We start from the raw sequence: 23,162 nt of genomic DNA, 5'->3' as shown, positions 1-23,162 counted from the left end.
CGACGTCCGTCGTGGAGACCGCCAGCTTTTGCGCCTGGGCTTGGTTGGCCATTGTTGTTTCCTCTCAGTTATCTTTTATGGCCCTTGTCGAGCCGGCGTTCCACGAAGGCCGAGTAGCGCGACATGCCGAAGCAGAAAATCCAGAACGTGAAGCCGGCGAAGATCAGGCCCGTCAGCGGCGTGACCGGTGTGATCCAGGCCGAATCCCCAAAGCTTGCCTTCACGATGCCGAGCAGGTCGTACATCGAAATGATCGTGACGAGGGAGGTATCCTTGAACATGCCGATGAAGGTGTTCACGATGCCCGGGATCACGAGTTTGATGGCCTGCGGAAGCACGACGAAGGTCATTTTGTGGAAGTAGTTTAGACCAAGAGCGTCGGCCGCTTCATATTGTCCTTTCGGAATGGCTTGAAGACCACCGCGAATAACCTCCGCCATGTAGGCGGACGCGAAGATCGACACGCCGATCAGCGCGCGCAGGAACTTGTCGATATTGTTGCCGGGTTCGAGGAACAGCGGCAGCAGCACGCTCGCCATGAAAAGAACGGTGATCAGCGGCACGCCGCGGATCAGTTCGATGAAGATAACGCAGGCTGTCTTCAGGACCGGCATCTGCGACCGGCGACCAAGCGCCAGCAGAATGCCGGCCGGCAGCGATATGGCGATGCCGACGAACGAGATGATGAGCGTCACCATGAGGCCGCCCCACAGCGACGTCTCGACGTGACGGAGGCCGAATACGCCGCCGAGCAGCAGGAAGAAGGCGACGACAGGCAGGACGATCAGGAGCAGCAGGGCGTTCAGCCCCTTGCGCTGCACCTTCGGCATCAGGAAGGGGATGAGCAGTCCCACGAACATCGCAACGACCAGCAATGGCCGCCACAGTTCGTCGCGCGGATAGGAGCCGAACATGAACTGCACGAAACGATCGCCGACATAGGCCCAGCAGGCGCCGCTCCAGCCCGCCGGAAGCTGACCGCCCTGATCGACGGTGAGGCAGGCCGTGCGGTCTGCCCCGGTCCAGACGGCCGACACGAACAGCCAGTTGATGAGGCCCGGCAGGAAATAGACCAGTGCAGCCAGCGCGATGAGCGACAGGATGCTGTCCTTGACCGAAGCGAACAGGTTTGTGCGGATCCAGCCGATGACGGAGGAGTCGGAAAGCGGTGCCTTCTCCGGCTCGAGGAAGTCTTCGCGGACGTAGGTAATGCTTTCAGCCATCTCAGCGCTCCACCAATGCCATCTTGGCGTTGAACCAGTTCATGAACAGCGAGGTGATGAGGCTGATCGAGACATAGATCAGCATCCAGATCGAGATGATCTCGATCGACTTGCCCGACTGGTTGAGGATGGTTCCGCCGACCGCGACGAGGTCGGCATAACCGACGGCCACCGCGAGCGAAGAGTTCTTGATGAGGTTGAGATATTGCGAGGTGAGCGGCGGAATGATGATCCGCAGCGCCTGCGGCAGCACGACGAGACGGGTCGCCTGGCGCGGGCGAAGACCCAGCGCATAGGAGGCTTCCGACTGGCCCTTGGACACGCCGCGGATACCGGCGCGCACGATCTCGGCGATGAAGGAGGCCGTGTAGAGCGAAAGCGCGAGGTAGAGCGCCAGGAATTCCGGCCCGATGACCATGCCACCTTTCATATTAAAGGAGCCGGGCACGGCATAATCGAGGCTGAGCGGGCTTCCCAGCACCACGAAGACGATGAGCGGGAACAGCACGATGAGGCCGAGATTGACCCACAGGACCGGCGGGCGAATACCCGTGGCACGCTGGCGGGCATTCGCCCAGATCGTGAAGGCGATCGCCGCGATCACGCCGATGACGAAGGCTGCAAGCACGACCCCGAAACCTTCGCCGAAGACTGGCGCCGGCATGTAGATGCCGCGGTTCGAGATGAAGAAGATGGCGCCCGGATTATCCTTAACGTGCTGGAAGATGGTGCGGATCGACGGCAGCAGGGCGAGAACGCCGAGATACCAGAAGAAAATCACCAGCAGCGGCGGGATATTGCGGAAGATTTCCACATAGACCGTGCAGAGCCGGGCGATCAGCCAGTTGTGCGACAGGCGCCCGATGCCGACGAGCAGGCCGACGATCGTCGCCGTGACGATTCCGGCGGCGGCCACCACGAGCGTGTTGAGAAGGCCGACCTGGAGTGCGCGGAAATAGGTCGAGTCGCTCGAATAGGCGATCAGGCTCTGCGCAACGTCGAAGCCGGCGCGGCTGTTCAGGAAGCCGAAACCCGCCGTCATGTTGGCGCGGGCAAGGTTCTGAACAACGTTGTTCCAGGCATACCAGACCGCCGCGACGATCACGACGAGTGTGACGACCTGATAGACGGTACTTCTCAGCGCCGGATTGTAAAGAAGAGATACCTTCGGCGGTTCGCCGGACCCTGTTCGGGCATCCGCAAGAGCCATACATTTCCCCTGAGTTTGCGTTCGCCCTGTTTTCCGGGCGTTTGTTTAAAAAGGGAGGGCAACGATTTGCCCTCCCGGATTGGTACGGATCAGTCGCTCAGCGAACCGGCGGAGCGTACTGCAGGCCGCCCTTGGTCCACAGGCCGTTCAGGCCGCGGGCGATCTTGAGCGGCGAGCCTTCGCCGACATTGCGCTCGAAGGATTCGCCGTAGTTACCGACAGCCTTGATGATCTGCACGGCCCAGTCCTTCGGCACGCCGAGGTCTGCACCGATGGTCGAGTCAGCTTCTTCGCCGAGGAAGCGCTTGATGTCCGGGTTGGCGGACTTCTTCATCTCTTCGACATTGGCCGTCGTGATGCCGAATTCTTCGGCAGCCACCATCGCATAGTGCGACCAGGTCACGATATCGAACCACTTGGAGTCGTTCTGGCGAACGGCCGGGCCGAGCGGCTCCTTGGAGATGATTTCCGGCAGAACCATATGGTCGTCCGGGTTGGCCATCTTCAGGCGGATCGAGTAGAGGCCCGAGGCGTCCGTCGTGTAGGCGTCGCAACGGCCGGCATTGTAGGCCGCGTCGGCTTCATCCTGCGCTTCGAAAACGACCGGCTTGAAGTCCATGTTGTTCGAGCGGAAGTAGTCGGCGAGGTTCAGTTCGGTCGTGGTGCCGGACTGGACGCAGACGGAAGCACCGGACAGTTCCAGAGCCGACTTCACACCGAGTTCCTTCTTCACCATGAAGCCCTGGCCGTCATAATAGTTCACGGCGCGGAAATCGAAGCCGAGCTGCGAATCGCGGCTGACGCTCCAGGTGGTGTTGCGGGCGAGAATATCGATTTCGCCGGACTGCAGGGCCGGGAAGCGGTCCTTGGCCGAGAGCGGCGTGTACTTTACCTTGGTGGCGTCGCCGAACACGGCAGCGGCCACGGCCTTGCAGAGGTCAACGTCGAGACCGGCCCAGTTGCCGGCCGAATCCTGCGCGCCGAAGCCGGCGAGGTTCGAACCGTTTACGCCGCACTGCACGAAGCCCTTTGCCTTCACGTCAGAGAGCGTGTCGGCCTGTGCTGCCGTTGCGCCAAGCCCCAGAACGGCTGCACCAACGAGCGCCGCCACAATTTTTTTTGCCATTTTTTACAACCTTTTTCTGTTGTCTTTGTTTTGTCCGCAGGTCACGCGATCCTAATGGATACGTTGCGGAACTCGCCACCCTCCCGGCGCGAGGTTGCTTATCTCATGCTCAAAATTTCGCAGGGTCAAGTGATCCGGGCCATTTTCCGGTCAGTAACCTAAATTTGTCGGCGCTTGACGGGATTTTGGGCAGAAAATCGGGAATTTGTGCAGTAAATCGCTCAAAAAATCCGCGTGTTTAGTATTTGAAGCGCTTTGGATATTCCATGGCCCATTCATGCGGGGTTGACCTCATGGTCTCGCTGGCGAAAAGTCGGCGGCTTAATTCCCTCTCGCATCCTCGGACCGCCCCATGAAAAACAGAGACGAAATCCTCGCCGGCGCCGGCGTGAACACCCGCCTTGCCCATGCCGGAAACGACCCGGCGGACTATCACGGTTTCGTCAATCCGCCGGTTGTACACGCCTCGACCGTGCTCTTCCCGAATGCCGCGACGATGGAAAGCCGGGCGCAGAAATATACCTACGGCACGCGCGGGACGCCCACCACGGATGCGCTGTGCGATGCCATCGATGAACTGGAAGGGTCCGCCGGCACCATTCTCGTGCCCTCGGGGCTGGCTGCCGTCACCGTGCCGTTCCTGGCCTATCTTTCGGCCGGCGACCACGCGCTCATCGTCGATTCGGTCTACCACCCGACCCGTCACTTCTGCGATACGATGCTGAAACGTCTTGGCGTGACGGTGGAATATTACGATCCGATGATCGGCGCGGGTATCGCGGCCCTGATCAAGCCGAACACCAGGCTGGTCCACACCGAGGCCCCTGGTTCCAACACCTTCGAGATGCAGGATATCCCGGCCATCGCCGCCATTGCCCACCAGCATGGCGCGATCGTCACCATGGACAATACCTGGGCGACGCCGCTCTATTTCCGCCCGCTGGATTTTGGCGTCGACGTTTCCATCCATGCCGCGACGAAGTACCCGGCCGGCCATTCGGACGTGCTGTTCGGCACCGTCTCGGCCAATGCCGCGCATTGGGAACAGTTGCACGACACGCAGATCGCGCTGGGCACCTGCGCGTCGCCGGACGATGCCTATCAGGTTCTGCGCGGCCTGCGCACCATGGGCGTCCGGCTGGAGCGCCACCAGGAAAGTGCCCTTGAGCTCGCCCGCTGGCTGGAAGGCGTGGGCGACGTTTCGCGCGTGCTGCACCCGGCACTGCCGAGCTTCCCGGGCCATGACCTCTGGAAGCGCGACTTCAAGGGCTCAAGCGGTATCTTCTCGATCGTGCTGAATGGCGGTTCGCCGGAGCGCTACAGGGCGAAGGCCCATGCGTTCCTCGATGCGCTTGGCATTTTCGGCCTCGGCTACTCCTGGGGCGGCTTCGAGTGCCTTGCGGTCCATGTGAACCTCAACGATCGCCGCATCGCCAAGGGGCCGGAAGAGGGGCCGGTTCTCCGCCTCCAGATCGGCCTCGAAGACGTGAAGGATATCAAGGCCGATATCGAACGCGGGCTTGCGGCCGCGCGGGCTGTCTGACCGTCAATCTGGTGTGCGGTAACCGTAGAGCCAGTCGAGATCGGCGGCGAGGCTCTCCGATCCGCGCAGCGCTAGCACGAGATTGCGGCCGAGCGCGATCGGGCCGCGGGCGTGGTAGGCGAAGCGGTTGAAGGCACCGCGGCTGCGTACGCGGGCGACGCGCTCGCGACGGGTGCTTTCGAAACGCCGCAGCGCCTGCGTGGTATCGGTTCCATCTGCCAGCGCATGGGCGAGCAGTGCGGCATCCTCGATCGCCATCGCGGCCCCTTGCGCCGCGAATGGCGTCATGGCGTGCGCGGCGTCGCCGATCAGCACGGCCTTGCTTCCGTCCGTCCACACACCGTCGGGGCACTCGAAAAGCGGCCACATCAGCGAATCCTGCGCGTCGTTCAACAGGCGACGGATATCGGCGTGCCAGCCGGAAAAGGCGTCGAGCAGGCGCTTGCGTGCCATAGCGTCGCCCTTTCGTGACCAACCCTCCGGCGGCGCTTCCGCCAGTTGGTGGATGGCGACGATGTTGAAGGCCTGGCTTTCCACAAGCGGATAGGCGACGAGATGTGCGTGGGGGCCAAGAAAAGCCGTCACGGTGCGCGGGTTGAGAAACGGCGGGGCAACGCCATAGGGCACGAGAAAGCGCCAGGCGATAGTGCCGGAATAGCGGGCGGGCAGGGCGCGGGGTACCGATTGCCGCAGGCGCGACCAGACACCGTCGGCGGCGACGAGGATATCCGCCGGCGCGATGGCGCGCGCCTCCTCAGCGGTTTCGATTCGCCGACCCGTCGTGACCGTGCAGAGTGGCTCCCGGCGAACGGCATCGAGCAGCACGGCCTGCAGCGCGGCGCGGTGCAGCACGCCATAGGGGGCGCCCCAGCGCCGGCGTGCCGCCTGGCCGGCGGGAACCGATGCAAGCGGCGCAAGCGAACTTCCCGTGGACAGCAGGATATGATCGGGCTCGCTCCAGCGGGCGCTGAGCGCGTCGATGAGGCCGAGGTCGTCGAGGATGCGGGAGGCGTTTGGCGAGAGTTGCAGGCCGGCGCCGACTTCCTCAAGGGCAGGAGCCTGCTCGAGGATGCGCGCGGTGATGCCTTTTTGCGCAAGCGCCAGCGCCGTCGTCAGCCCGGCAATGCCGGCGCCGACGATGGTTGCCGATGTGATGGAAGACATGGTCGTACCGGCCCTTCGGCCGTTACGCCGCGACCTGGTTGGTGAACGTGCAGCCGACCGGATCGGTCTGGCTGGCCTTGAAGGTCGGGTTGTAGCGATAGAGCGTCGAGCAGTACGGGCAGACCTTCTCGTTGTCATCGCCCATGTCGAGGAAGACGTGCGGGTGGTCATAGGGCACGGACGCGCCGACGCACATGAATTCCTTCACGCCGATCTCGATTGCGCGATGGCCGCCGTCGTTCTGGAAATGGGGGATGCTGTGGCCAGCCATGTCATGCTCCGTCAAATACCGTCTTTTCTGGCGCGGACCATAGTCGCCTTCCGGCGAAATGTGTAGATGCAAAACCGTCGCGCCTGGCGAGATTTCGGCGCGGCTGCCGTTTTCTCCAGGGCTAAACCGCTTTATGAGCAGGGACAAGAAAACGAAAGTAGGTCCGCGATGAACCTCGATGCTCCAGCCTTTTCCAGCTTCACCCATGATGGTCTCGAACTCGCCTTCTTCGATGAAGGCGACCCCTCGGGCGAGCCGGTACTGCTGATCCACGGCTTTGCCTCCAGCGCCAACGTCAACTGGGTGTTTCCCGGCTGGCTGAAGACGCTGGGCGATGCCGGCTACCGCGTCATCGCCTTCGACAATCGCGGCCATGGCAAGAGCGCCAAGCCGCATGACCCGGCGGTCTATACTCCGCCGCTGATGGCCGGCGATGCCGCGGCGCTGCTCGATCACCTCGCAATCCCCGAGGCGCATGTCTTCGGCTATTCGATGGGCGCGCGCATCACCGCCTTCCTGGCGCTTGCCCATCCGCACCGCGTGCGGTCCGTCGTGTTCGGCGGGCTCGGCATCGGCATGGTCACCGGCGTCGGCGACTGGGACCCGATCGCCGATGCGCTGCTGGCGCCGTCGCTCGACGTGGTGAGCCACGAGCGCGGCCGCATGTTCCGCGCCTTTGCCGACCAGACGAAATCCGACCGGCAGGCGCTCGCCGCCTGTATCATGACATCGCGTGATCTGTTGACGGAAGCGGATATGGGGCGCATCGCTGTGCCGGCACTGATCGGGGTTGGTACGAAGGACGACATTGCCGGGGCGCCACAGCCACTCGCTGATCTCATGCCGAATGCCCGTGCCCTCGACATCCCCGGCCGCGACCACATGCTCGCCGTCGGCGACAAGGTGTTCAAGCGTGCCGTGCTGGATTTCTATGCGGAAATCGACGGTCGCTGACGCGCCGTTTACGACAACGGCCGCCGGGCCATTTCGCTCGGCCGTGCTTTGCATTATATATGGACGGGAATGACCATAAGGAGTGCGGCGATGGTCGCGACGAACGAACTCAGGGCCGGTGAGAATCTCAAGGCCATGGATCCGATCTGGGACAGCCTGCGCGAAGAAGCGCGCGTTGCTGCCCAGGCCGAGCCGCTGCTGGCGGCCTTCCTCTATTCGACGGTGCTGAACCACCGCTCGCTGGAAGAAAGCGTGATCCACCGCGTCTGCGAACGCCTCGACCATCCGGACCTGCAGGCGAACCTGCTGCACCAGATCTTTTCCGAGATGCTGGAAGACTGGCCGGAATGGGGCAGCATCCTGCGCGTCGATATCCAGGCCGTCTACGACCGTGACCCCGCATGCCTGCGGTTCCTGGATGCCGTGCTCTATTTCAAGGGTTTCCACGCCATCCAGACCCATCGTGTCGCGCACTGGCTGTACAACAGCGGCCGGCGCGACCTCGCGCTCTACCTGCAAAGCCGCTCGTCCAGCGTCTTCCAGACCGACATCAATCCGGCGGCGCGGATCGGCAAGGGCATCTTCCTCGATCACGCCACCGGCTTCGTCGTCGGCGAGACGGCGGTGATCGGCGACAACGTCTCGATCCTGCATAACGTCACGCTCGGCGGCACCGGCAAGGAAGGCGGCGACCGCCATCCGAAGATCGGCGACGGCGTGATGATCGGCGCGGGTGCAAAAATCCTCGGCAACATCCATATCGGCCATTGCTCGCGCATCGCCGCCGGCTCGGTCGTATTGAAGCCCGTGCCGCCCAAATCGACGGTCGCCGGCGTGCCGGCCAGGGTCATCGGCGAGGCGGGCTGCAACGAGCCGTCGCGTGCCATGGACCAGCTTCTGGCGGCCTTCGACTACGATCTCTAATCCGGGAAAAGTCGCAGCCTGCCGGACATCGAGGGTTTACACGACCGGGGGCAGGTGCGAGAAGCGCGGCAAATCAAACGTTGACGGAGACATGTCGTGACGCCGGAAGAAATCAGGAAGCTCGAGGCCTACTTCAAGCGCAATATCAACAAGGAGATCGTCATCAAGGCCCGTCCGCGTAAGGATGAATCGGCCGAGGTCTATCTCGCTGATGAATTCCTGGGCGTCGTCTTTCGCGATGACGAGGATGGCGAACTGTCCTACAACTTCTCCATGGCGATCCTCGACATCGATCTCTGATCTGTCGGTTTTTCCAAGATAGAGGCCCGGCAGCCCATGGCGCCGGGCCTTTTATTATATTTGTGCGACAAGCCTGCCGTTTTCAGCGCCAATAATCATACCTATTGCGCAAGGTCTTGCTTTGCTTGCGGAATATTGCGTTGCAGCATCTTCATTGACTTTTTTGTGCATTGCATATAGATTTTGGACACATCACCGGGATCAAAGGAGACTTCGATGTTCAATTTCGATGACGCCAACAAGAAGAGCAAGGAAGCCGTGGACACGTTCGTCAAGAGCTACGCCACCGTTGCGCAGGGCTTTCAGGCGATCGCCACCGAAACGGCTGACTATTCGAAGAAGTCCTTCGAAAACAACATTGCCCACATCGAGAAGCTCTCTGGCGTCAAGAGCGTCGAAGCCGCTGTCGAACTGCAGACGGCTTTCGTGAAGTCCGCCTATGAAGGCTTCGTCGCCGAAGCGACCAAGCTCAGCGAAATGTACGCCGACCTCGCCAAGGGCACGTACAAGTCCTACGAAGCACCGGTTGCCAAGGCGACTGCTGCTGCCAAGGCTGCGGTCGCGGCTTAAGACTTTTCAGTACTGCGTACGCGTATAGCGTTTATCGGCCGGCTGCGGGCAACCGCAGCCGGCCTTTTCGTGTTGCGGGGATTGCGCGAGGCTGGTGGAGCGGGAGCAAATTTCGCTATTTCCTTCGGACGGCCCGCGATTATGATTGCAGTGCGAAGCAGGGGTCTTACAATCGTGTGTCGAGACATTAGATAACAGGTCCAGAAGGCAGCCACGGCTGAACGGTGCGCTCCAAGGAAGCGGCCGAAATCAAGGGAATGAACACAAATGGATGTGAGACGGGCTCGAATGCAGGATGGGGAAGGCGGCAGCGACACTCCCGGTCGCAGCACCTCCGTCATTACCCGCACGAAGCCGAAGACCAAGAAGCCGAGCCTGTATCGCGTCCTGCTTCTCAATGACGATTATACTCCGATGGAGTTTGTAATCCACATTCTGGAACGTTTCTTCCAGAAGGATCGAGAAGCAGCCACGCGGGTCATGCTCCATGTGCACAATCATGGTGTAGGCGAATGTGGCGTGTTCACCTACGAGGTTGCCGAAACCAAAGTGACACAGGTGATGGATTTCTCCCGCCAGCACCAGCATCCGCTGCAATGTGTCATGGAAAAGAAATGAGGAACGAACGTGCCAACATTTTCTGCAAGCCTTGAAAAGGCGCTCCACCAGGCACTGACCTACGCGAACGAGCGTCATCACGAATATGCGACGCTCGAGCACCTCCTGCTCGCCCTCATCGACGACGCCGACGCGGCTGCCGTGATGGGCGCCTGCAATGTCAATCTCGACGTGCTGCGCAAGACCGTCACCGACTATGTCGACCATGACCTCGCCAACCTGGTGACGGGCTACGAAGAGGATTCGAAGCCCACGTCCGGCTTCCAGCGCGTCATCCAGCGCGCGGTGATCCATGTCCAATCGTCCGGTCGCGAGGAAGTGACCGGGGCCAATGTGCTTGTCGCGATCTTCGCCGAGCGCGAAAGCCACGCCGCCTATTTCCTGCAGGAGCAGGAAATGACGCGCTACGACGCCGTCAACTTCATCTCGCACGGCATCGGCAAGCGTCCCGGTTCCACGGAGCAACGCTCCGTGCGCGGCGCCGACGAGTCCGAAAGCGAGCCGACGAAGCAGCAGCGGAACGGTGGCGAGCCGGAAGAGGCCGCCAAGAAGCAGGACGCGCTGACGGCCTATTGCGTGAACCTCAACGAGAAGGCCAAGAACGGCAAGATCGACCCGCTGATCGGCCGCCACAGCGAGGTGAACCGCACGATCCAGGTCCTCTGCCGCCGCTCGAAGAACAACCCGCTCTACGTGGGTGACCCGGGCGTGGGCAAGACCGCCATCGCCGAAGGCCTCGCCAAGCGCATCGTCGAAGGCAAGGTACCGGAAGCGCTGGCCGACGCGACGATCTTCTCGCTCGACATGGGCACGTTGCTCGCCGGAACGCGCTATCGCGGTGACTTCGAGGAACGGCTGAAGCAGGTCGTCAAGGAGCTCGAAGACTATCCGGGTGCGGTTCTGTTCATCGACGAGATCCACACCGTCATCGGCGCCGGCGCCACCTCCGGCGGCGCGATGGATGCGTCCAACCTGCTGAAGCCCGCTCTGTCCTCCGGCGCGATCCGTTGCATCGGCTCGACGACCTACAAGGAATATCGTCAGTTCTTCGAGAAGGACCGGGCACTCGTCCGCCGCTTCCAGAAGATCGACGTCAACGAGCCGACCATCGACGACACGATCGAGATCATGAAGGGCCTGAAGCCCTATTTCGAGGAATACCACAAGCTTCGGTATTCCAACGAGGCGATCAAGTCGGCCGTCGAACTGTCGGCGCGCTACATCAACGATCGCAAGCTGCCGGACAAGGCGATCGACGTGATCGACGAGACCGGTGCGGCCCAGATGCTGCTGCCCGCCGGCAAGCGCCGCAAGCTGATCACCGAGAAGGAGATCGAAGCGACGATCGCCACTATGGCCCGCATTCCGGCAAAGACCGTCTCGAAGGACGACGAGCAGGTGCTCGCCAACCTTGAGAAGGAACTGGGCTCGGTCGTCTACGGCCAGGATCTGGCCATCGAGGCATTGTCGTCGGCCATCAAGCTGTCCCGTGCGGGCCTGCGCGAACCGAACAAGCCGATCGGCTGCTACCTGTTCTCCGGCCCCACCGGCGTCGGCAAGACGGAAGTCGCCAAGCAGCTTGCCAGCTCGCTCGGCGTGGAACTGCTGCGCTTCGACATGTCCGAATACATGGAGCGGCACACAGTTTCGCGTCTGCTCGGTGCACCTCCCGGCTATGTCGGCTTCGACCAGGGCGGTCTCCTGACGGACGGCGTCGACCAGCATCCGCATTGCGTGCTGCTGCTCGACGAAATCGAGAAGGCGCATCCGGACCTCTACAACATCCTGTTGCAGGTCATGGATCACGGCTCGCTGACCGACCATAACGGCAAGAAGATCGACTTCCGCAACGTCATCCTGATCATGACGACCAATGCGGGCGCATCCGACATGGCCAAGGCCGCCATCGGCTTCGGTTCGTCGAAGCGCGAAGGCGAGGACCTGGAGGCGATCAACCGCCTGTTCACGCCGGAGTTCCGCAACCGTCTCGATGCGATCATCCCGTTCGGCTCGCTGCCGACGCCGGTCATCCATCAGGTCGTGCAGAAGTTCGTAATGCAGCTGGAAACCCAGCTTGCCGAGCGCAACGTCACCTTCGACCTCCAGCAGGAAGCAATCGCTTGGCTGGCCGAGAAGGGCTACGACGAAAAGATGGGTGCCCGCCCGCTGTCGCGCGTCATCCAGGAAAACATCAAGAAGAAGCTCGCCGACGAAATCCTCTTCGGTAAGCTCAAGAAGGGCGGCGTCGTCCGCGTTTCCGTCGGCACGAAGGAAGATGGCTCGACCGGCCTGATCCTCGACGCCGTGCCGGAAACCGCGCCGATCAAGCCGAAGGCCGAAGTCGAGGAAACCGCCGCGAAGAAGGCGAAACCCCGCAAGGCCAAGGAAACCGTCGCCGCTGAAGCGGCACCGGCCAAGGCGAAGTCATCGAAAAAGGTGACGGAAGCCAAGGCCGAACAGCCGAAGGACGAGCCGCCGCGCAAGTCCAGCGCCGTTCCGAAGGTGCCACGCAAGAAGTAACGGCTTTACAAAGTCATACCGGCCGGGCAGGTAACTGCCCGGCTTTCTTTTTTTGAAGACCCGAGACCCGCCCGAGAGAGTGGATGACTGCCGAGACCGCGCCAGAACCTCAATCCCAGATGCACTGGATCCTCCTCGGCATGCGCGGCATTTTCAGCCTGCCGGCGATCATCCTGATGCTGTCCTTCGTCGGCTTCGCGGCCTTCACGGCGGAGGCGAAAATTCCGGTCGAGCAGGTGATGTTCATGACCGGCATGGTCTGGGCGCTGCCGGCAAAGGTGATCCTCGTCGGCTCCATGCTGTCTGGCGCCCACATTGCGGCCGCCTTCATCGCCGTGACGCTGTCCTCCGTGCGCATGATGCCGATGGTGGCGGCGCTGATCCCGGAGATTCGCGACCGTCGCACGCCCACCTGGCTCTTGCTGATCATCTCGCATTTCGTGGCGATCACCGCCTGGGTCTTCGCCATGGAGCATGTGCGCACCGTACCACGGGAAGGCCGCGTCGCCTTCTTCGCCGGCTTCGGCATCACGCTGACGCTCGCCAACATCGTTCTCGTCGGCCTCGTCTACGGCGCGGTATCGGAATTTCCGCCGATCGTTTCGGGCTGCCTGTTCTTCCTGACGCCGGTCTACTTCCTCACCTCGATCTGGATTTCCGCCCGCCATCGCGTGATCTACTGGGCGCTCGGCATCGGCCTTGCGCTCGGTTACGTCTTTGCGGTGATCGCGCCGGAATACGACATCCTGCTTGCCGGCGTCATCGGCGGAACGGTCGCCTGGTGGGGGGAACGGCTGTTGCGCCAGAGGGAGGCCAGCCGATGAGCTTCGACGGCCTCTGGCCCTATATCTACATCGCCATCGCCGGCTGGCTTGCGACGGATCTGTGGCGCTGGGCGGGCGTTCTTGCCGGCAACCGCCTCGATGAGAAATCGGAAGTGCTGAACTGGGTGAGGGCGGTGGCGACCGCACTCGTAGCCGCCGTCATCGCCAAGCTGATCTTCTTCCCGACGGGAACGCTCGAAACCTCGCCGCTCTGGTTGCGGCTCGGCGCGGTGGTTTTCGGCGCCGTTTGCTTCTTTTTCGGCGGGCGCTTTCGGCAGATCCTGGGAATTGCCGCGGCCATTGCCTTCCTGGCCGCGGGTCTTGCCATCACCGGCGTCTGATCAGAGCGGCGCGAGGCCGAGGCTCTGGCGCAGGTCGAAGCCGTTTTCGACGGGATAGCGCATGTTGCCGATCTTCCAGTTTCCGCCGTTTTTCACGAAGTGGATTTCGACCGTTTTCGTGGCACCGAAATTCGTCATCTCGGCACGCACCACGGCACCTGTATCGTTTTCCGAAACAAGTGTGACGACGGCGGAAACCTTGTCGAAGTCCTGTGCGTCGATGAAGAAATCGAAGCCCGGATGGTTTTCACCGGACAGTTGCTCGGCAACGTCGGCAACATAGGGCACGTCCTTCGGGCCGTTGCCGTCATTGTCGTAGCCGGCGTAGATTTTTTCGACGATCGCTTCCGGCCGCTCCGCGGCAAAGGCGGGGAAAGCCGGCAGTGCTGCAAGAAGAGCCGCACTTGTGAGCCCAAGCAGGACCATGCGGCGGGTGAGGAGAGGCGTGCTCATTCCGCCAGCGCCTGTCTCAGCTTTTCCGCATTTGCCGCCAGCACAGCCTGGTCTTCCATCGTGCCCGAATGCGGCTTCAGAGGAAGGCCCTCGATGCGCGGGATGACGTGGAAGTGCAGGTGATAGACGGTCTGGCCGGCGGCCGGTTCGTTGAACTGGACGACCGTGACGCCATCGGCCTCGAACGCCTCCTTCACCGCGACCGCCACTTTCTGCACGACCGGCATCAGGCGCGACAGCGTTTCCGGATCGGCATCCAGGATGTTGCGCGACGGCGCCTTGGGGATGACGAGTGTATGGCCGTTCGCCTGCGGCATCACATCCATGAAGGCGATGGCGTGATCGTCCTCGTAGACGCGGTGCGAAGGGATTTCGCCGCGCAGGATCTTTGCGAAGATGTTGTTCGTATCGTAGCTCATGCTCGTCTCCCGATAATGCTCAGTCCGTGTCGTTTGGTTCGCCGCGGCGGAAGGGGCCGTGTTCGGCAAGGTATTCGCCCGTCGCCTCGACATCGCGGCGTTCGCGCTCAAGATAATCCGCGACGGCATGCCGGAGGCCCGCATGGGTTATGTAGTGGGCCGAGTGGACGGTGGCCGGCAGGTAGCCGCGCGCCAGCTTGTGTTCACCCTGCGCGCCAGCCTCGACACGCTTGAGCCCCTTGGCAATCGCAAAATCGATGGCTTGGTGGTAGCAGACCTCGAAATGCAGGAAGGGGTGATCCTCGATGCAGCCCCAGTGCCGGCCATAGAGCGTATCGTTGCCGATGAAATTGATCGCACCGGCAATGTAGCGGCCATTGCGCTTGGCCATGATGAGCAGGATGTCATCGGCCATGCGCTCGCCGATCAGGCGATAGAACTGGCGGTTGAGATAGGGCCGTCCCCATTTGCGGCTGCCGGTATCCATATAGAAGGTGAAGAACTGGTCCCAGATCTGTTCGGTCAGATCCTTGCCCGTCAGCCAATCGATGGAAATACCGTGCTCCAGTGCCGCGCGACGCTCCTTCTTCAGGGCCTTGCGCTTGCGCGAGGCAAGCGTTTCGAGAAAATCGTCGTGCGAGCCATAGCCGGCATTGATGAAGTGGAACTGCTGGTCGGTGCGGTGCAGGTAGCCGGAAGCCTCGAAGACCGGCATTTCCTCCTCTGGCACGAAGGTCACATGCGCGGATGAGGCACCGTGGCGCCTGCACAGTTCCTTCAAGCCTTCGGCAAGAGCCGCCTGCGTTGCGACGACCGGTTGATCGACGCGGTGCAGCAGGCGCGGGCCGGTCGCCGGCGTGAACGGGATCGCGGCTTGCAGCTTGGGATAATAGCTCCCGCCGGCGCGCTCGAAGGCGTCGGCCCAGCCATGGTCGAAGACGTATTCGCCCTGGCTGTGGTTCTTGAGATAGACGGGCAGGGCGCCAAGAACAGCGCCGTCGTCACCCTCCAGAACAAGATGCTGGCCGAGCCAGCCGGTTTCGGCAATGGCACAGCCCGATTCTTCGAGCGAGGACAGGAAAGCGTGGCTGACGAAGGGATTGTAGGGCGTCGTCGCATCGTCCCTGGAGGCGCCGGCAAGGCCCCCCCAATCTTTCGCCGGAATGTCGGCGAAGCTCGTTTCGACGCGGATGCGCACCGATCCGGCCATGCTCAAGCCGTCAAGGCCTCGCGCGGATCAAACCCCTCGAAGGTCATCTGGTCCGCGTTGAGTGCCGTGATCGTGCGCGCTTCGTCGTCGCGCACCGTCCAGGTGATGATCTGCTTGCCGAGATCGCGCTGCCGGCTGATGAAATCGTTCGGCAGGTGGCCGTAATAATAAGAGATGAAATCGAGCCCGAGCTGCATGGCCGCTTCGTGCACCGCAAAATTCTCCGGTCGTGCGCCTTCGGCCGTCAGTCCGACGGGGCGTGTCGTGCCGATTTCCTTGAGGTCTTTCAGCAGCCACTGGTCGAAGCTCATCAGTGCGACCGGACCCTCATAGTCCTCGATGGCATCGAGCACCGCCATGGCGAAACCCTCGTCATCGCCCTTGCGACCCTTCAGTTCCAGAACGAGCGGCACACGGCCCTTCACGAGATGCAGAAGCTGCCTCAGCGTCGGCACGCGGTCGGCCGTGCCGCCGATCGGCAGCAGGCCGAGTTCGCCGGCCGTGCGGGCACGAACGTCACCCTCGATGCCGCAGAGGCGCTTTAGGTCGTCGTCATGGAAGACGACGGGAATGGCATCGGCGGCATATTGCAGGTCGCATTCTATGGCGAAGCCGGCGTCGGCGGCGCGCGCGAAGGCGGACAGCGTGTTTTCCCAGACGGTCCGGTTGAGGTCGTGATAGCCGCGGTGGGCAATCGGCCTCTCGGTCAGCCAGCTGAATTTTTGCATCAGGCAATTTCCATGATGGCGTCGATTTCGACGGCGGCATTGAGCGGCAGCGCCGCCATGCCGACGGCAGCGCGGGCGTGTTTGCCGGCGTCGCCCAGCGCGCCGACGAGGAAGTTGGACGCACCGTTCAGCACGAGGTGCTGTTCGACGAAGTCCGGCGTCGAGGCGACGAAACCGTTGATCTTGATGATGCGCTTGATGCGCGACAGGTCGCCGAGCGCGGCCTTGGCCTGGGCAAGGAGACCCAGCGCGCAGAGTTCGGCCGCCTTCTGGGCGCCGGTGACGTCGACATCCTTGCCGACATGGCCGGTCACGGCGAGCTTGCCGTCGAGCATCGGCAACTGGCCGGAAATGTGGAGCACGTTGCCGCTGATGACGAAGGGCACATAGTTGGCTGCCGGGGCGGCCGCAACGGGAATATCGTAGCCCAGTTCCTTGACGCGTTTCTCGATTTCAGCGGACATTTCGGTCTCCGTTGTTGGCCAGTTTGGGATCTCGCTGCGGCCTGCCGTCGCGATATCGAAATGAATGGGGCGCTGCGCGCATATTGCCTCGCTTTTGCCGGAAGAGTTCTTATAACATCGCGACCGACTTCAACAGGAGGAAACGGATGTTTCGTTCAGCCTTTGTCACGGTCGCCATGGTCGGGGCATGCTTCGCCGGCAGCGGCATCACGAGCGCCTTTGCCACACCGGCGACGGGGCTTGCGCCGCACCGTGCCGTCTACGACCTCCAGCTCAAGGATGCGACCGAGCGCTCGGGCATCGCCGGCATGTATGGCCGCATGGTCTATGAATTCAACGGCAGCCCCTGCGACGGCTATACGGTGAGCTTCCGCTTCGTCACCCAGGTCAATACGGGCGAGGAAACGCGGCTCACCGACCAGCAGACGACGACCTACGAGGACCTGAAGAGCGGCAGCTTCCGCTTCCTCACCCGGTCGTTCACCGACGAAAAGCTCGACAAGGAAGTGCGCGGCTCCGCCCGCGAGGACAAGAATGGCGTCAGCGTCGACCTGACCGCGCCGGACACACGGCAGGTGGAACTCGCCGCCAGCCGCTTCCCGACCGAACACATGCTGGATGTCATCGATAGCGCCAAGAAGGGCAAACGCTTCTTCGAATCGCGCCTTTTCGACGGCTCGGATGCTGGCGACAAGACGTTGATGACCACGACGGTCGTCGGCAAGAAGGACACACCCAAGGCCGGCGATCCGGATGCCGACAAGGCGGGCACCTTCTCGAAGCAGGCCTTCTGGCCGGTCTCGATCGCCTACTATAACGACACGAGCGAAGGCGATGCGCTGCCGGTGTACCGCATGTCCTTCAAGCTTTACGAGAACGGCATCACCCGTGACCTGACCATGGACTATGGCGAGTTCGTGCTGACCGGCAAGCTTGCCAAGCTCGAGATGTTCAAGCAGCAGGAGTGCAGGTAAGCACCCCCTCGACCGTCTTTTTTGCTCGCTGCCCTTGATCTTCCGGGAAACTAGGGGTAAGGGGCAGCCATTCCACACGTAAGGCATGGGATCGTCCGGGAGAAATCCGGACCGTTCCGCCCGGTGGCATCCCTTGATGGGATGCTGTTCGCCTTGCGGAGGTTCAACCGGAAAAGGATAACAAGGCATGGCATTGCCCGATTTCTCTATGCGCCAGCTTCTGGAAGCTGGTATTCACTTCGGCCACCAGACCCACCGCTGGAACCCGAAGATGAAGCCGTACATCTTCGGCGATCGTAACAACGTTCACATCATCGACCTGGCACAGACCGTTCCGCTGCTCTCGCGCGCCCTTCAGGTCGTGTCCGACACGGTTGCCGGTGGCGGCCGCGTTCTGTTCGTCGGCACGAAGCGCCAGGCGTCCGACATCATTGCCGACGCTGCCAAGCGTTCCGCCCAGTACTACGTCAACGCCCGCTGGCTCGGCGGCATGCTGACGAACTGGAAGACCATCTCCAACTCGATCCAGCGTCTGCGCAAGCTCGACGAGATCCTCGCTTCGGAAGGCTCCGGCTATTCGAAGAAGGAGCGCCTGACCCTCGAGCGCGAACGCGAAAAGCTTGAAAAGGCTCTCGGCGGTATCCGCGACATGGGCGGCACGCCGGACCTGATGTTCATCATCGACACCAACAAGGAATCGATCGCCATCCAGGAAGCCAAGCGTCTCGGCATCCCGGTCGTCGCCATCATCGACTCCAACTGCGATCCGGACCCGATCGATTTCCCGATCCCCGGCAACGACGACGCCTCGCGCGCCATCGCTCTGTACTGCGACCTGATCGCACGCGCTGCCATCGACGGCATCGCACGCCAGCAGGGCGCATCGGGCCGCGATCTCGGCGCCTCCGCTGAAGTTCCGGTCGAGCCGGCGCTCGAAGCTGAAGCCGAAGCATAAGGCCAGGGCCGGAGCGAAGCACTCGCTCCTGCTTTTAAGATTCAACCGAGGCCAGAGAGACGATCCCTGGCCTCGGCTTGTTTGAAGACCTTGTCTGCCCACGGTCCGAAGGGCCGCAGTTGAGGCGACAGGTCGCGGTGATCTTCATCACCCTGTCATATTTCCGGGTACATTCGTTCCCAAAACCTTGAGTTCGCCGAGGTTTTCCGGCGGCACGCAACAACCGACAAGAGGCTCACAATGGCTGAAATCACCGCTGCACTGGTGAAGGAACTGCGCGAAAAGTCCGGCGCAGGCATGATGGACTGCAAGAGGGCGCTGACCGAAAACAACGGCGACATCGAAGCAGCGATCGACTGGCTGCGCGCCAAGGGCATCGCCAAGGCCGACAAGAAGTCCGGCCGCACAGCGGCTGAAGGCCTCATCGGCATTGCCAGCGCCGGCACCAAGGCCGTCGTCATCGAAATCAACTCCGAAACCGACTTCGTTGCCCGTAACGATGCCTTCCAGGACCTCGTTCGCGGCGTCGCTGGCGTGGCACTTGGCACCGACGGTTCCGTCGAGGCGATCTCGGCTGCCAACTACCCGGCAACCGGCAAGTCGGTTCATGAGACCATCACCGACGCGATCGCAACGATCGGCGAGAACATGAACCTGCGCCGCGCAACGCTGCTGTCGGTCGAAGACGGTGTCGTCGCGACCTACATCCACAATGCGGTTGCTGACGGCCTCGGCAAGCTCGGCGTTCTCGTCGCGCTGAAGTCGACCGGCGACAAGGAAGCGCTCAACACCATCGGCCGCCAGGTTGCCATGCACATTGCTGCCACCAACCCGCTCGCCATCCGTTCCGAAGAAGTCGATGCTGCCGTCGCCGAGCGCGAACGCAACGTCTTCATCGAGCAGTCGCGCGCTTCCGGCAAGCCGGACAACATCATCGAGAAGATGGTTGAAGGCCGCATGCGCAAGTTCTTCGAAGAAGTCGCCCTGCTGTCGCAGGCCTTCGTCATGAACCCCGAAGTGACCGTCGGCGCTGCTGTCAAGGAAGCTGAAAAGACCGTCGGCGCGCCGATCGAAGTCGTCGGCATGGCCCGTCTCCTGCTCGGCGAAGGCGTCGAAAAGGAAGTAACGGACTTCGCCGCCGAAGTCGCAGCCGTCGCCAAGGGCTGATTTCCACTTTCCCGCCTGGGAAAAGAATGGCCCGATTGGGAAAAGACTGTCCTGATTGGGAAAAGAACAGGGCGCCGCGTGACAACGCGGCGCCCTTCGTGTATCCGGCTTGCCGAAATGCCTGCCCCGAAATTTCTATGCGGCGAGGGCTGCCCTTTGCAGGACCGCCCACGGTTCTGCCCGGCTGCCGGATCGGGAGAGCAGGCCCACGAGTTCAGGAGCGACCATGACGGCCAAGCCAATCTACAAACGTGTTCTGCTGAAAGCCTCCGGCGAGGCGCTGATGGGATCGCAGGGCTTCGGCATCGATGTCGCGGTCGCTGATCGCATCGCCTCCGATATCGCGGAAGCCCGCGCGCTCGGCGTCGAGGTCGGTGTCGTCGTCGGTGGCGGCAACATCTTCCGCGGCGTCGCGGTTGCATCCAAGGGTGGCGATCGGGTGACCGGCGACCACATGGGCATGCTGGCGACCGTCATCAATGCGCTGGCGCTCGCAACCTCGCTGCGCAAGCTCGACATCGACACCGTTGTCCTCTCGGCGATCGCGATGCCGGAAATCTGTGAAAGCTTTTCGCAGCGCGCGACGCTCTACCACCTGTCGCTCGGCCGCGTGGTGATTTTTGCCGGCGGGACCGGCAACCCGTTCTTCACGACCGATTCGGCCGCAGCACTGCGCGCTGCCGAAATGGGCGCCGAGGCGATCTTCAAGGGCACGCAGGTCGATGGCATCTACTCCGCCGACCCCAAGAAGGACCCGCACGCCACCCGCTTCGACCGCCTGACGCACAGCGAAGTGCTGGAAAAGGGCCTCGCCGTGATGGACGTCGCCGCCGTTGCGCTGGCGCGCGAAAACCACATTCCGATCATCGTCTTCTCCATCCATGAAAAGAGCGGCTTTGCCGAAATATTGACCGGTGGCGGACGCGGTACCATCGTAACCGACAACTGATTCTCAGTCGGCGCACGCTGGATGCGTGCGGCCGCTTTATGAAAACGGGAGTATTCCGATGAGTGAAGGTATTGACCTTAAGGAACTGAAGCGTCGCATGGACGGCGCGATTTCCGCTTACAAGAACGACATCGCCTCGCTGCGCACCGGCCGCGCCTCGGCCAACGTGCTCGATCCGGTGCAGGTCGAAGCCTATGGTTCGCGCGTGCCGCTGAACCAGGTCGCCAATATCTCCGTTCCGGAGCCGCGCATGCTGTCGGTCTCCGTCTGGGACAAGGGCATGGTCGGCGCCGTCGAGCGCGGCATTCGCGAATCGAATCTCGGTCTCAACCCGATCATCGATGGCCAGAACCTGCGCATTCCGCTGCCGGAGCTCAACGAAGAGCGCCGCAAGTCGCTCGTCAAGGTCGCTCATGATTATGCCGAGAAGGCGAAGGTCGCGATCCGCCATGTGCGTCGCGACGGCATGGACGACCTTAAGAAAGCCGAAAAGGACGGCAGTATCGGCCAGGACCTGAGCCGCGCCCAATCCGAAAAGGTGCAGAAGATGACGGACGAGACGATTTCCGACGTCGATCGCTTGCTTGCCGAGAAGGAAAGGGAAATCATGCAGGTTTAGGCCGTTCGCCACCTGCATTCATTTCTCTTTTTCGGATTGCTCATGAACCAGCTTTCGCCCAGCACCGTACCTGCCCACGTCGCTATCATCATGGATGGCAACGGGCGCTGGGCGAATGCGCGGGGCCTGCCGCGCGCTATGGGTCATCGCAAGGGCGTCGAGGCCGTGCGCGAAGCCGTGCGGACGGCCACTGAGTGTGGTGTTTCCTACCTGACGCTCTTTGCCTTCTCGTCGGAAAACTGGAGCCGGCCGCAAAGCGAGATCTCCGACCTGATGGGTCTTCTGAAGACCTTCATCCGGCGTGACCTCGCGGTGCTGCACCGGCAGAACGTGCGCATCCGCATCATCGGCGACCGGACGAATCTCGCCAGCGACATTCTGCCGCTCCTGCTGGAGGCGGAAGACACGACCCGGGCGAATACCGGCACGACGCTGGTGATCGCCTTCAACTACGGTTCGCGTGACGAGATCGCCCGCGCCATGCAGGCACTCGCGGCAGACGTCGCCGCCGGGCGCCTCGATCCAAATGAGATCACGCCGGAACGCATTGGCGCATCGCTCGATACTGCCGGCATTCCCGACCCAGACCTCATCATCCGCACCAGCGGGGAGGAGCGGCTGTCAAACTTCCTGCTCTGGCAGGGCGCCTATGCCGAACTGATGTTCATTCCCGATTTCTGGCCGGATTTTTCGCGCGAGACCTTTCTGGATGCCCTGTCGCGCTATTCCGCGCGTGAGCGCCGATTTGGTGGCTTGCAGGCGACGAAGACCCTTGCGGTGGGTTCCTGATGCAGAGTGAACTGCGCCTGCGCATCCTTTCCGGCATCGTGCTGGCCATCATCGTGCTTGCCGCTACCTGGTTTGGCGGCTTTGCCTTCCGGCTGCTCGCTTCAGCCATCGGGCTTCTCGTCTATTATGAGTGGTCGACGATCACCCGCATGCCGGAGACGGATTTCCGCGCCAATGCCTTCGGCTGGTTTTCGGTCGGCATCATTGCACTGCTCGTCGTCTTCGGCATCGATGAATTTGCCTTGCCCGTGCTGATCGGCGCGACCTTGATCGGCATCGTCTATGCCTTGGCCCTCAAGGGCAGCGGCTGGCTTGCCGGCGGCATCGTTTACTCCGGCCTGACGGTCATCTCGCTTGCCGCGATTCGTGGCGATACGGCGAATGGCTTCGCGGCGATGATCTTCATCTTCGCGGTCGTCTGGGCGACGGACATTCTTGCCTATTTCGTCGGCCGCGCCATTGGCGGACCGAAACTCGCGCCACCGATTTCGCCGGGCAAGACCTGGTCCGGTGCCATCGGCGGGGCCATTTCGGCCGTTATCGCCGGCACGTTGGTCCATATGATCTTCTTCCCGCTGAACGGCCTGTGGATACCGATGATCGCGCTCGTGCTCTCGGTGTTCAGCCAGGTCGGCGACCTTTTCGAGTCGTTCATCAAGCGCCGATTCGGTGTGAAGGATTCGAGCCGCCTCATTCCGGGACATGGCGGCGTGATGGACCGGGTCGACGGCCTTGTTTTTGCCTGCTTCGCCGCGTTCCTCATTGCGCTAGGCGATGCGCTCGTGTCAGGTGCCGCAAACGCGCCAGCCGGCGTGTTTCTTTTCGGCCCGTAATCACGAAGACTTAA

Annotated in this window: 26 protein-coding genes; 16 read left to right on the top strand and 10 right to left on the bottom strand. The window is 62.1% G+C overall.

Annotated elements, in window-relative coordinates; translation table 11 throughout:
- Positions 1–68: 68 nt before the first annotated feature.
- The 3 genes from AC1RT2_RS20885 to AC1RT2_RS20875 form a co-directional block, all read right to left on the bottom strand.
- Complete coding sequence (locus tag AC1RT2_RS20885; protein ID WP_069058794.1) at positions 69–1,223, bottom strand: amino acid ABC transporter permease; 1,155 nt, start codon at positions 1,221–1,223, stop codon at positions 69–71.
- Position 1,224: 1 nt separating this feature from the next.
- The gene (locus tag AC1RT2_RS20880) at positions 1,225–2,433 is read right to left on the bottom strand and encodes an amino acid ABC transporter permease (RefSeq protein WP_493104955.1); all 1,209 of its coding nucleotides are present in this window, start codon (positions 2,431–2,433) and stop codon (positions 1,225–1,227) included.
- A 97-nt stretch (positions 2,434–2,530) separates the two neighbouring features.
- Positions 2,531–3,559 (bottom strand): amino acid ABC transporter substrate-binding protein, encoded by a 1,029-nt coding sequence (locus tag AC1RT2_RS20875; protein WP_069058796.1) that lies wholly within the window; start codon positions 3,557–3,559, stop codon positions 2,531–2,533.
- 352 nt (positions 3,560–3,911) lie between these two features.
- Between AC1RT2_RS20875 and AC1RT2_RS20870 the strand changes: the two genes are divergently transcribed.
- On the top strand, positions 3,912–5,102 hold the full coding sequence (locus AC1RT2_RS20870) for a cystathionine beta-lyase (RefSeq protein ID WP_493104952.1): 1,191 nt from the start codon (positions 3,912–3,914) through the stop codon (positions 5,100–5,102).
- A 3-nt stretch (positions 5,103–5,105) separates the two neighbouring features.
- Here the strand turns inward: AC1RT2_RS20870 and AC1RT2_RS20865 are convergent, their stop codons facing one another.
- On the bottom strand, positions 5,106–6,266 hold the full coding sequence (locus AC1RT2_RS20865; protein ID WP_493104950.1) for an FAD-dependent monooxygenase: 1,161 nt from the start codon (positions 6,264–6,266) through the stop codon (positions 5,106–5,108).
- 22 nt (positions 6,267–6,288) lie between these two features.
- Entirely contained in the window at positions 6,289–6,537 is a 249-nt protein-coding gene (locus AC1RT2_RS20860) for a zinc-finger domain-containing protein (protein ID WP_493104948.1), read from the bottom strand.
- A 168-nt stretch (positions 6,538–6,705) separates the two neighbouring features.
- On the opposite strand from AC1RT2_RS20860, the gene AC1RT2_RS20855 reads away from it, so the two are divergent.
- The 8 genes from AC1RT2_RS20855 (at position 6,706) to AC1RT2_RS20820 (ending at position 13,588) form a co-directional block, all read left to right on the top strand.
- The gene (locus AC1RT2_RS20855; protein ID WP_493104946.1) at positions 6,706–7,491 is read left to right on the top strand and encodes an alpha/beta fold hydrolase; all 786 of its coding nucleotides are present in this window, start codon (positions 6,706–6,708) and stop codon (positions 7,489–7,491) included.
- Positions 7,492–7,581: 90 nt separating this feature from the next.
- Positions 7,582–8,415, top strand: coding sequence for a serine O-acetyltransferase (cysE, locus tag AC1RT2_RS20850; protein ID WP_493104944.1), 834 nt, complete (start codon positions 7,582–7,584; stop codon positions 8,413–8,415).
- 96 nt (positions 8,416–8,511) lie between these two features.
- Positions 8,512–8,715 (top strand): DUF3126 family protein, encoded by a 204-nt coding sequence (locus AC1RT2_RS20845; RefSeq protein ID WP_069058801.1) that lies wholly within the window; start codon positions 8,512–8,514, stop codon positions 8,713–8,715.
- A gap of 216 nt (positions 8,716–8,931) precedes the next feature.
- Complete coding sequence (locus AC1RT2_RS20840; RefSeq protein ID WP_069058802.1) at positions 8,932–9,285, top strand: phasin family protein; 354 nt, start codon at positions 8,932–8,934, stop codon at positions 9,283–9,285.
- A 267-nt stretch (positions 9,286–9,552) separates the two neighbouring features.
- A complete protein-coding gene (clpS, locus tag AC1RT2_RS20835) occupies positions 9,553–9,903 on the top strand; it encodes an ATP-dependent Clp protease adapter ClpS (RefSeq protein ID WP_069058804.1) in 351 nt (116 codons plus the stop codon).
- A 9-nt stretch (positions 9,904–9,912) separates the two neighbouring features.
- Positions 9,913–12,423: an ATP-dependent Clp protease ATP-binding subunit ClpA gene (clpA, locus tag AC1RT2_RS20830; RefSeq protein ID WP_069058805.1), complete on the top strand. Its 2,511-nt coding sequence runs from the start codon at positions 9,913–9,915 to the stop codon at positions 12,421–12,423.
- A gap of 83 nt (positions 12,424–12,506) precedes the next feature.
- Positions 12,507–13,247: an AzlC family ABC transporter permease gene (locus AC1RT2_RS20825; RefSeq protein ID WP_493104940.1), complete on the top strand. Its 741-nt coding sequence runs from the start codon at positions 12,507–12,509 to the stop codon at positions 13,245–13,247.
- Positions 13,244–13,588, top strand: a complete 345-nt coding sequence (locus tag AC1RT2_RS20820) for an AzlD domain-containing protein (RefSeq protein WP_444802007.1) — start codon at positions 13,244–13,246, stop codon at positions 13,586–13,588. Before AC1RT2_RS20825 ends, AC1RT2_RS20820 begins: the two co-directional genes overlap by 4 nt.
- Here AC1RT2_RS20820 and AC1RT2_RS20815 read toward each other — a convergent pair whose 3' ends face one another.
- From AC1RT2_RS20815 to AC1RT2_RS20795, 5 genes are read right to left on the bottom strand one after another with little or no spacing between them, the layout of a single operon-like run.
- On the bottom strand, positions 13,589–14,041 hold the full coding sequence (locus tag AC1RT2_RS20815) for a YqhG/Tai3 family protein (RefSeq protein WP_493104938.1): 453 nt from the start codon (positions 14,039–14,041) through the stop codon (positions 13,589–13,591). It abuts the gene before it with no gap.
- A complete protein-coding gene (locus AC1RT2_RS20810; protein ID WP_493104936.1) occupies positions 14,038–14,460 on the bottom strand; it encodes an HIT family protein in 423 nt (140 codons plus the stop codon). Before AC1RT2_RS20810 ends, AC1RT2_RS20815 begins: the two co-directional genes overlap by 4 nt.
- Positions 14,461–14,479: 19 nt before the next feature.
- Complete coding sequence (locus AC1RT2_RS20805) at positions 14,480–15,670, bottom strand: GNAT family N-acetyltransferase (RefSeq protein WP_493104980.1); 1,191 nt, start codon at positions 15,668–15,670, stop codon at positions 14,480–14,482.
- Positions 15,671–15,672: 2 nt separating this feature from the next.
- A complete protein-coding gene (locus tag AC1RT2_RS20800; RefSeq protein ID WP_069058817.1) occupies positions 15,673–16,398 on the bottom strand; it encodes a glycerophosphodiester phosphodiesterase in 726 nt (241 codons plus the stop codon).
- Positions 16,398–16,862 carry a RidA family protein gene (locus AC1RT2_RS20795; protein ID WP_493104933.1) on the bottom strand — a complete coding sequence of 155 codons (465 nt, stop codon included), beginning with the start codon at positions 16,860–16,862 and terminating at the stop codon, positions 16,398–16,400. The genes AC1RT2_RS20800 and AC1RT2_RS20795 overlap by 1 nt, the downstream gene beginning before the upstream one ends.
- 146 nt (positions 16,863–17,008) lie before the next feature.
- Between AC1RT2_RS20795 and AC1RT2_RS20790 the strand changes: the two genes are divergently transcribed.
- The 7 genes from AC1RT2_RS20790 to AC1RT2_RS20760 all read left to right on the top strand — a co-directional run bounded on the left by AC1RT2_RS20790 (position 17,009) and on the right by AC1RT2_RS20760 (position 23,148).
- Entirely contained in the window at positions 17,009–17,836 is an 828-nt protein-coding gene (locus AC1RT2_RS20790) for a cell envelope integrity EipB family protein (RefSeq protein WP_493104931.1), read from the top strand.
- Between the two features lie 187 nt (positions 17,837–18,023).
- The gene (gene rpsB, locus AC1RT2_RS20785) at positions 18,024–18,791 is read left to right on the top strand and encodes a 30S ribosomal protein S2 (protein ID WP_069058823.1); all 768 of its coding nucleotides are present in this window, start codon (positions 18,024–18,026) and stop codon (positions 18,789–18,791) included.
- Positions 18,792–19,031: 240 nt separating this feature from the next.
- On the top strand, positions 19,032–19,958 hold the full coding sequence (gene tsf, locus AC1RT2_RS20780; RefSeq protein ID WP_069058825.1) for a translation elongation factor Ts: 927 nt from the start codon (positions 19,032–19,034) through the stop codon (positions 19,956–19,958).
- 226 nt (positions 19,959–20,184) lie between these two features.
- Positions 20,185–20,907 (top strand): UMP kinase, encoded by a 723-nt coding sequence (gene pyrH / locus AC1RT2_RS20775; protein ID WP_069058826.1) that lies wholly within the window; start codon positions 20,185–20,187, stop codon positions 20,905–20,907.
- Positions 20,908–20,965: 58 nt separating this feature from the next.
- On the top strand, positions 20,966–21,526 hold the full coding sequence (frr, locus tag AC1RT2_RS20770; RefSeq protein WP_069058827.1) for a ribosome recycling factor: 561 nt from the start codon (positions 20,966–20,968) through the stop codon (positions 21,524–21,526).
- Positions 21,527–21,568: 42 nt separating this feature from the next.
- A complete protein-coding gene (locus tag AC1RT2_RS20765) occupies positions 21,569–22,315 on the top strand; it encodes an isoprenyl transferase (RefSeq protein WP_069058828.1) in 747 nt (248 codons plus the stop codon).
- Entirely contained in the window at positions 22,315–23,148 is an 834-nt protein-coding gene (locus AC1RT2_RS20760) for a phosphatidate cytidylyltransferase (protein WP_493104927.1), read from the top strand. The genes AC1RT2_RS20765 and AC1RT2_RS20760 overlap by 1 nt, the downstream gene beginning before the upstream one ends.
- The last annotated feature ends 14 nt before the right edge of the window (positions 23,149–23,162 follow it).

It is taken from the genome of Shinella sp. GW821-FHT11G07 (assembly GCF_058808115.1).
This window is presented reverse-complemented; position numbering and strand designations above follow the sequence as displayed.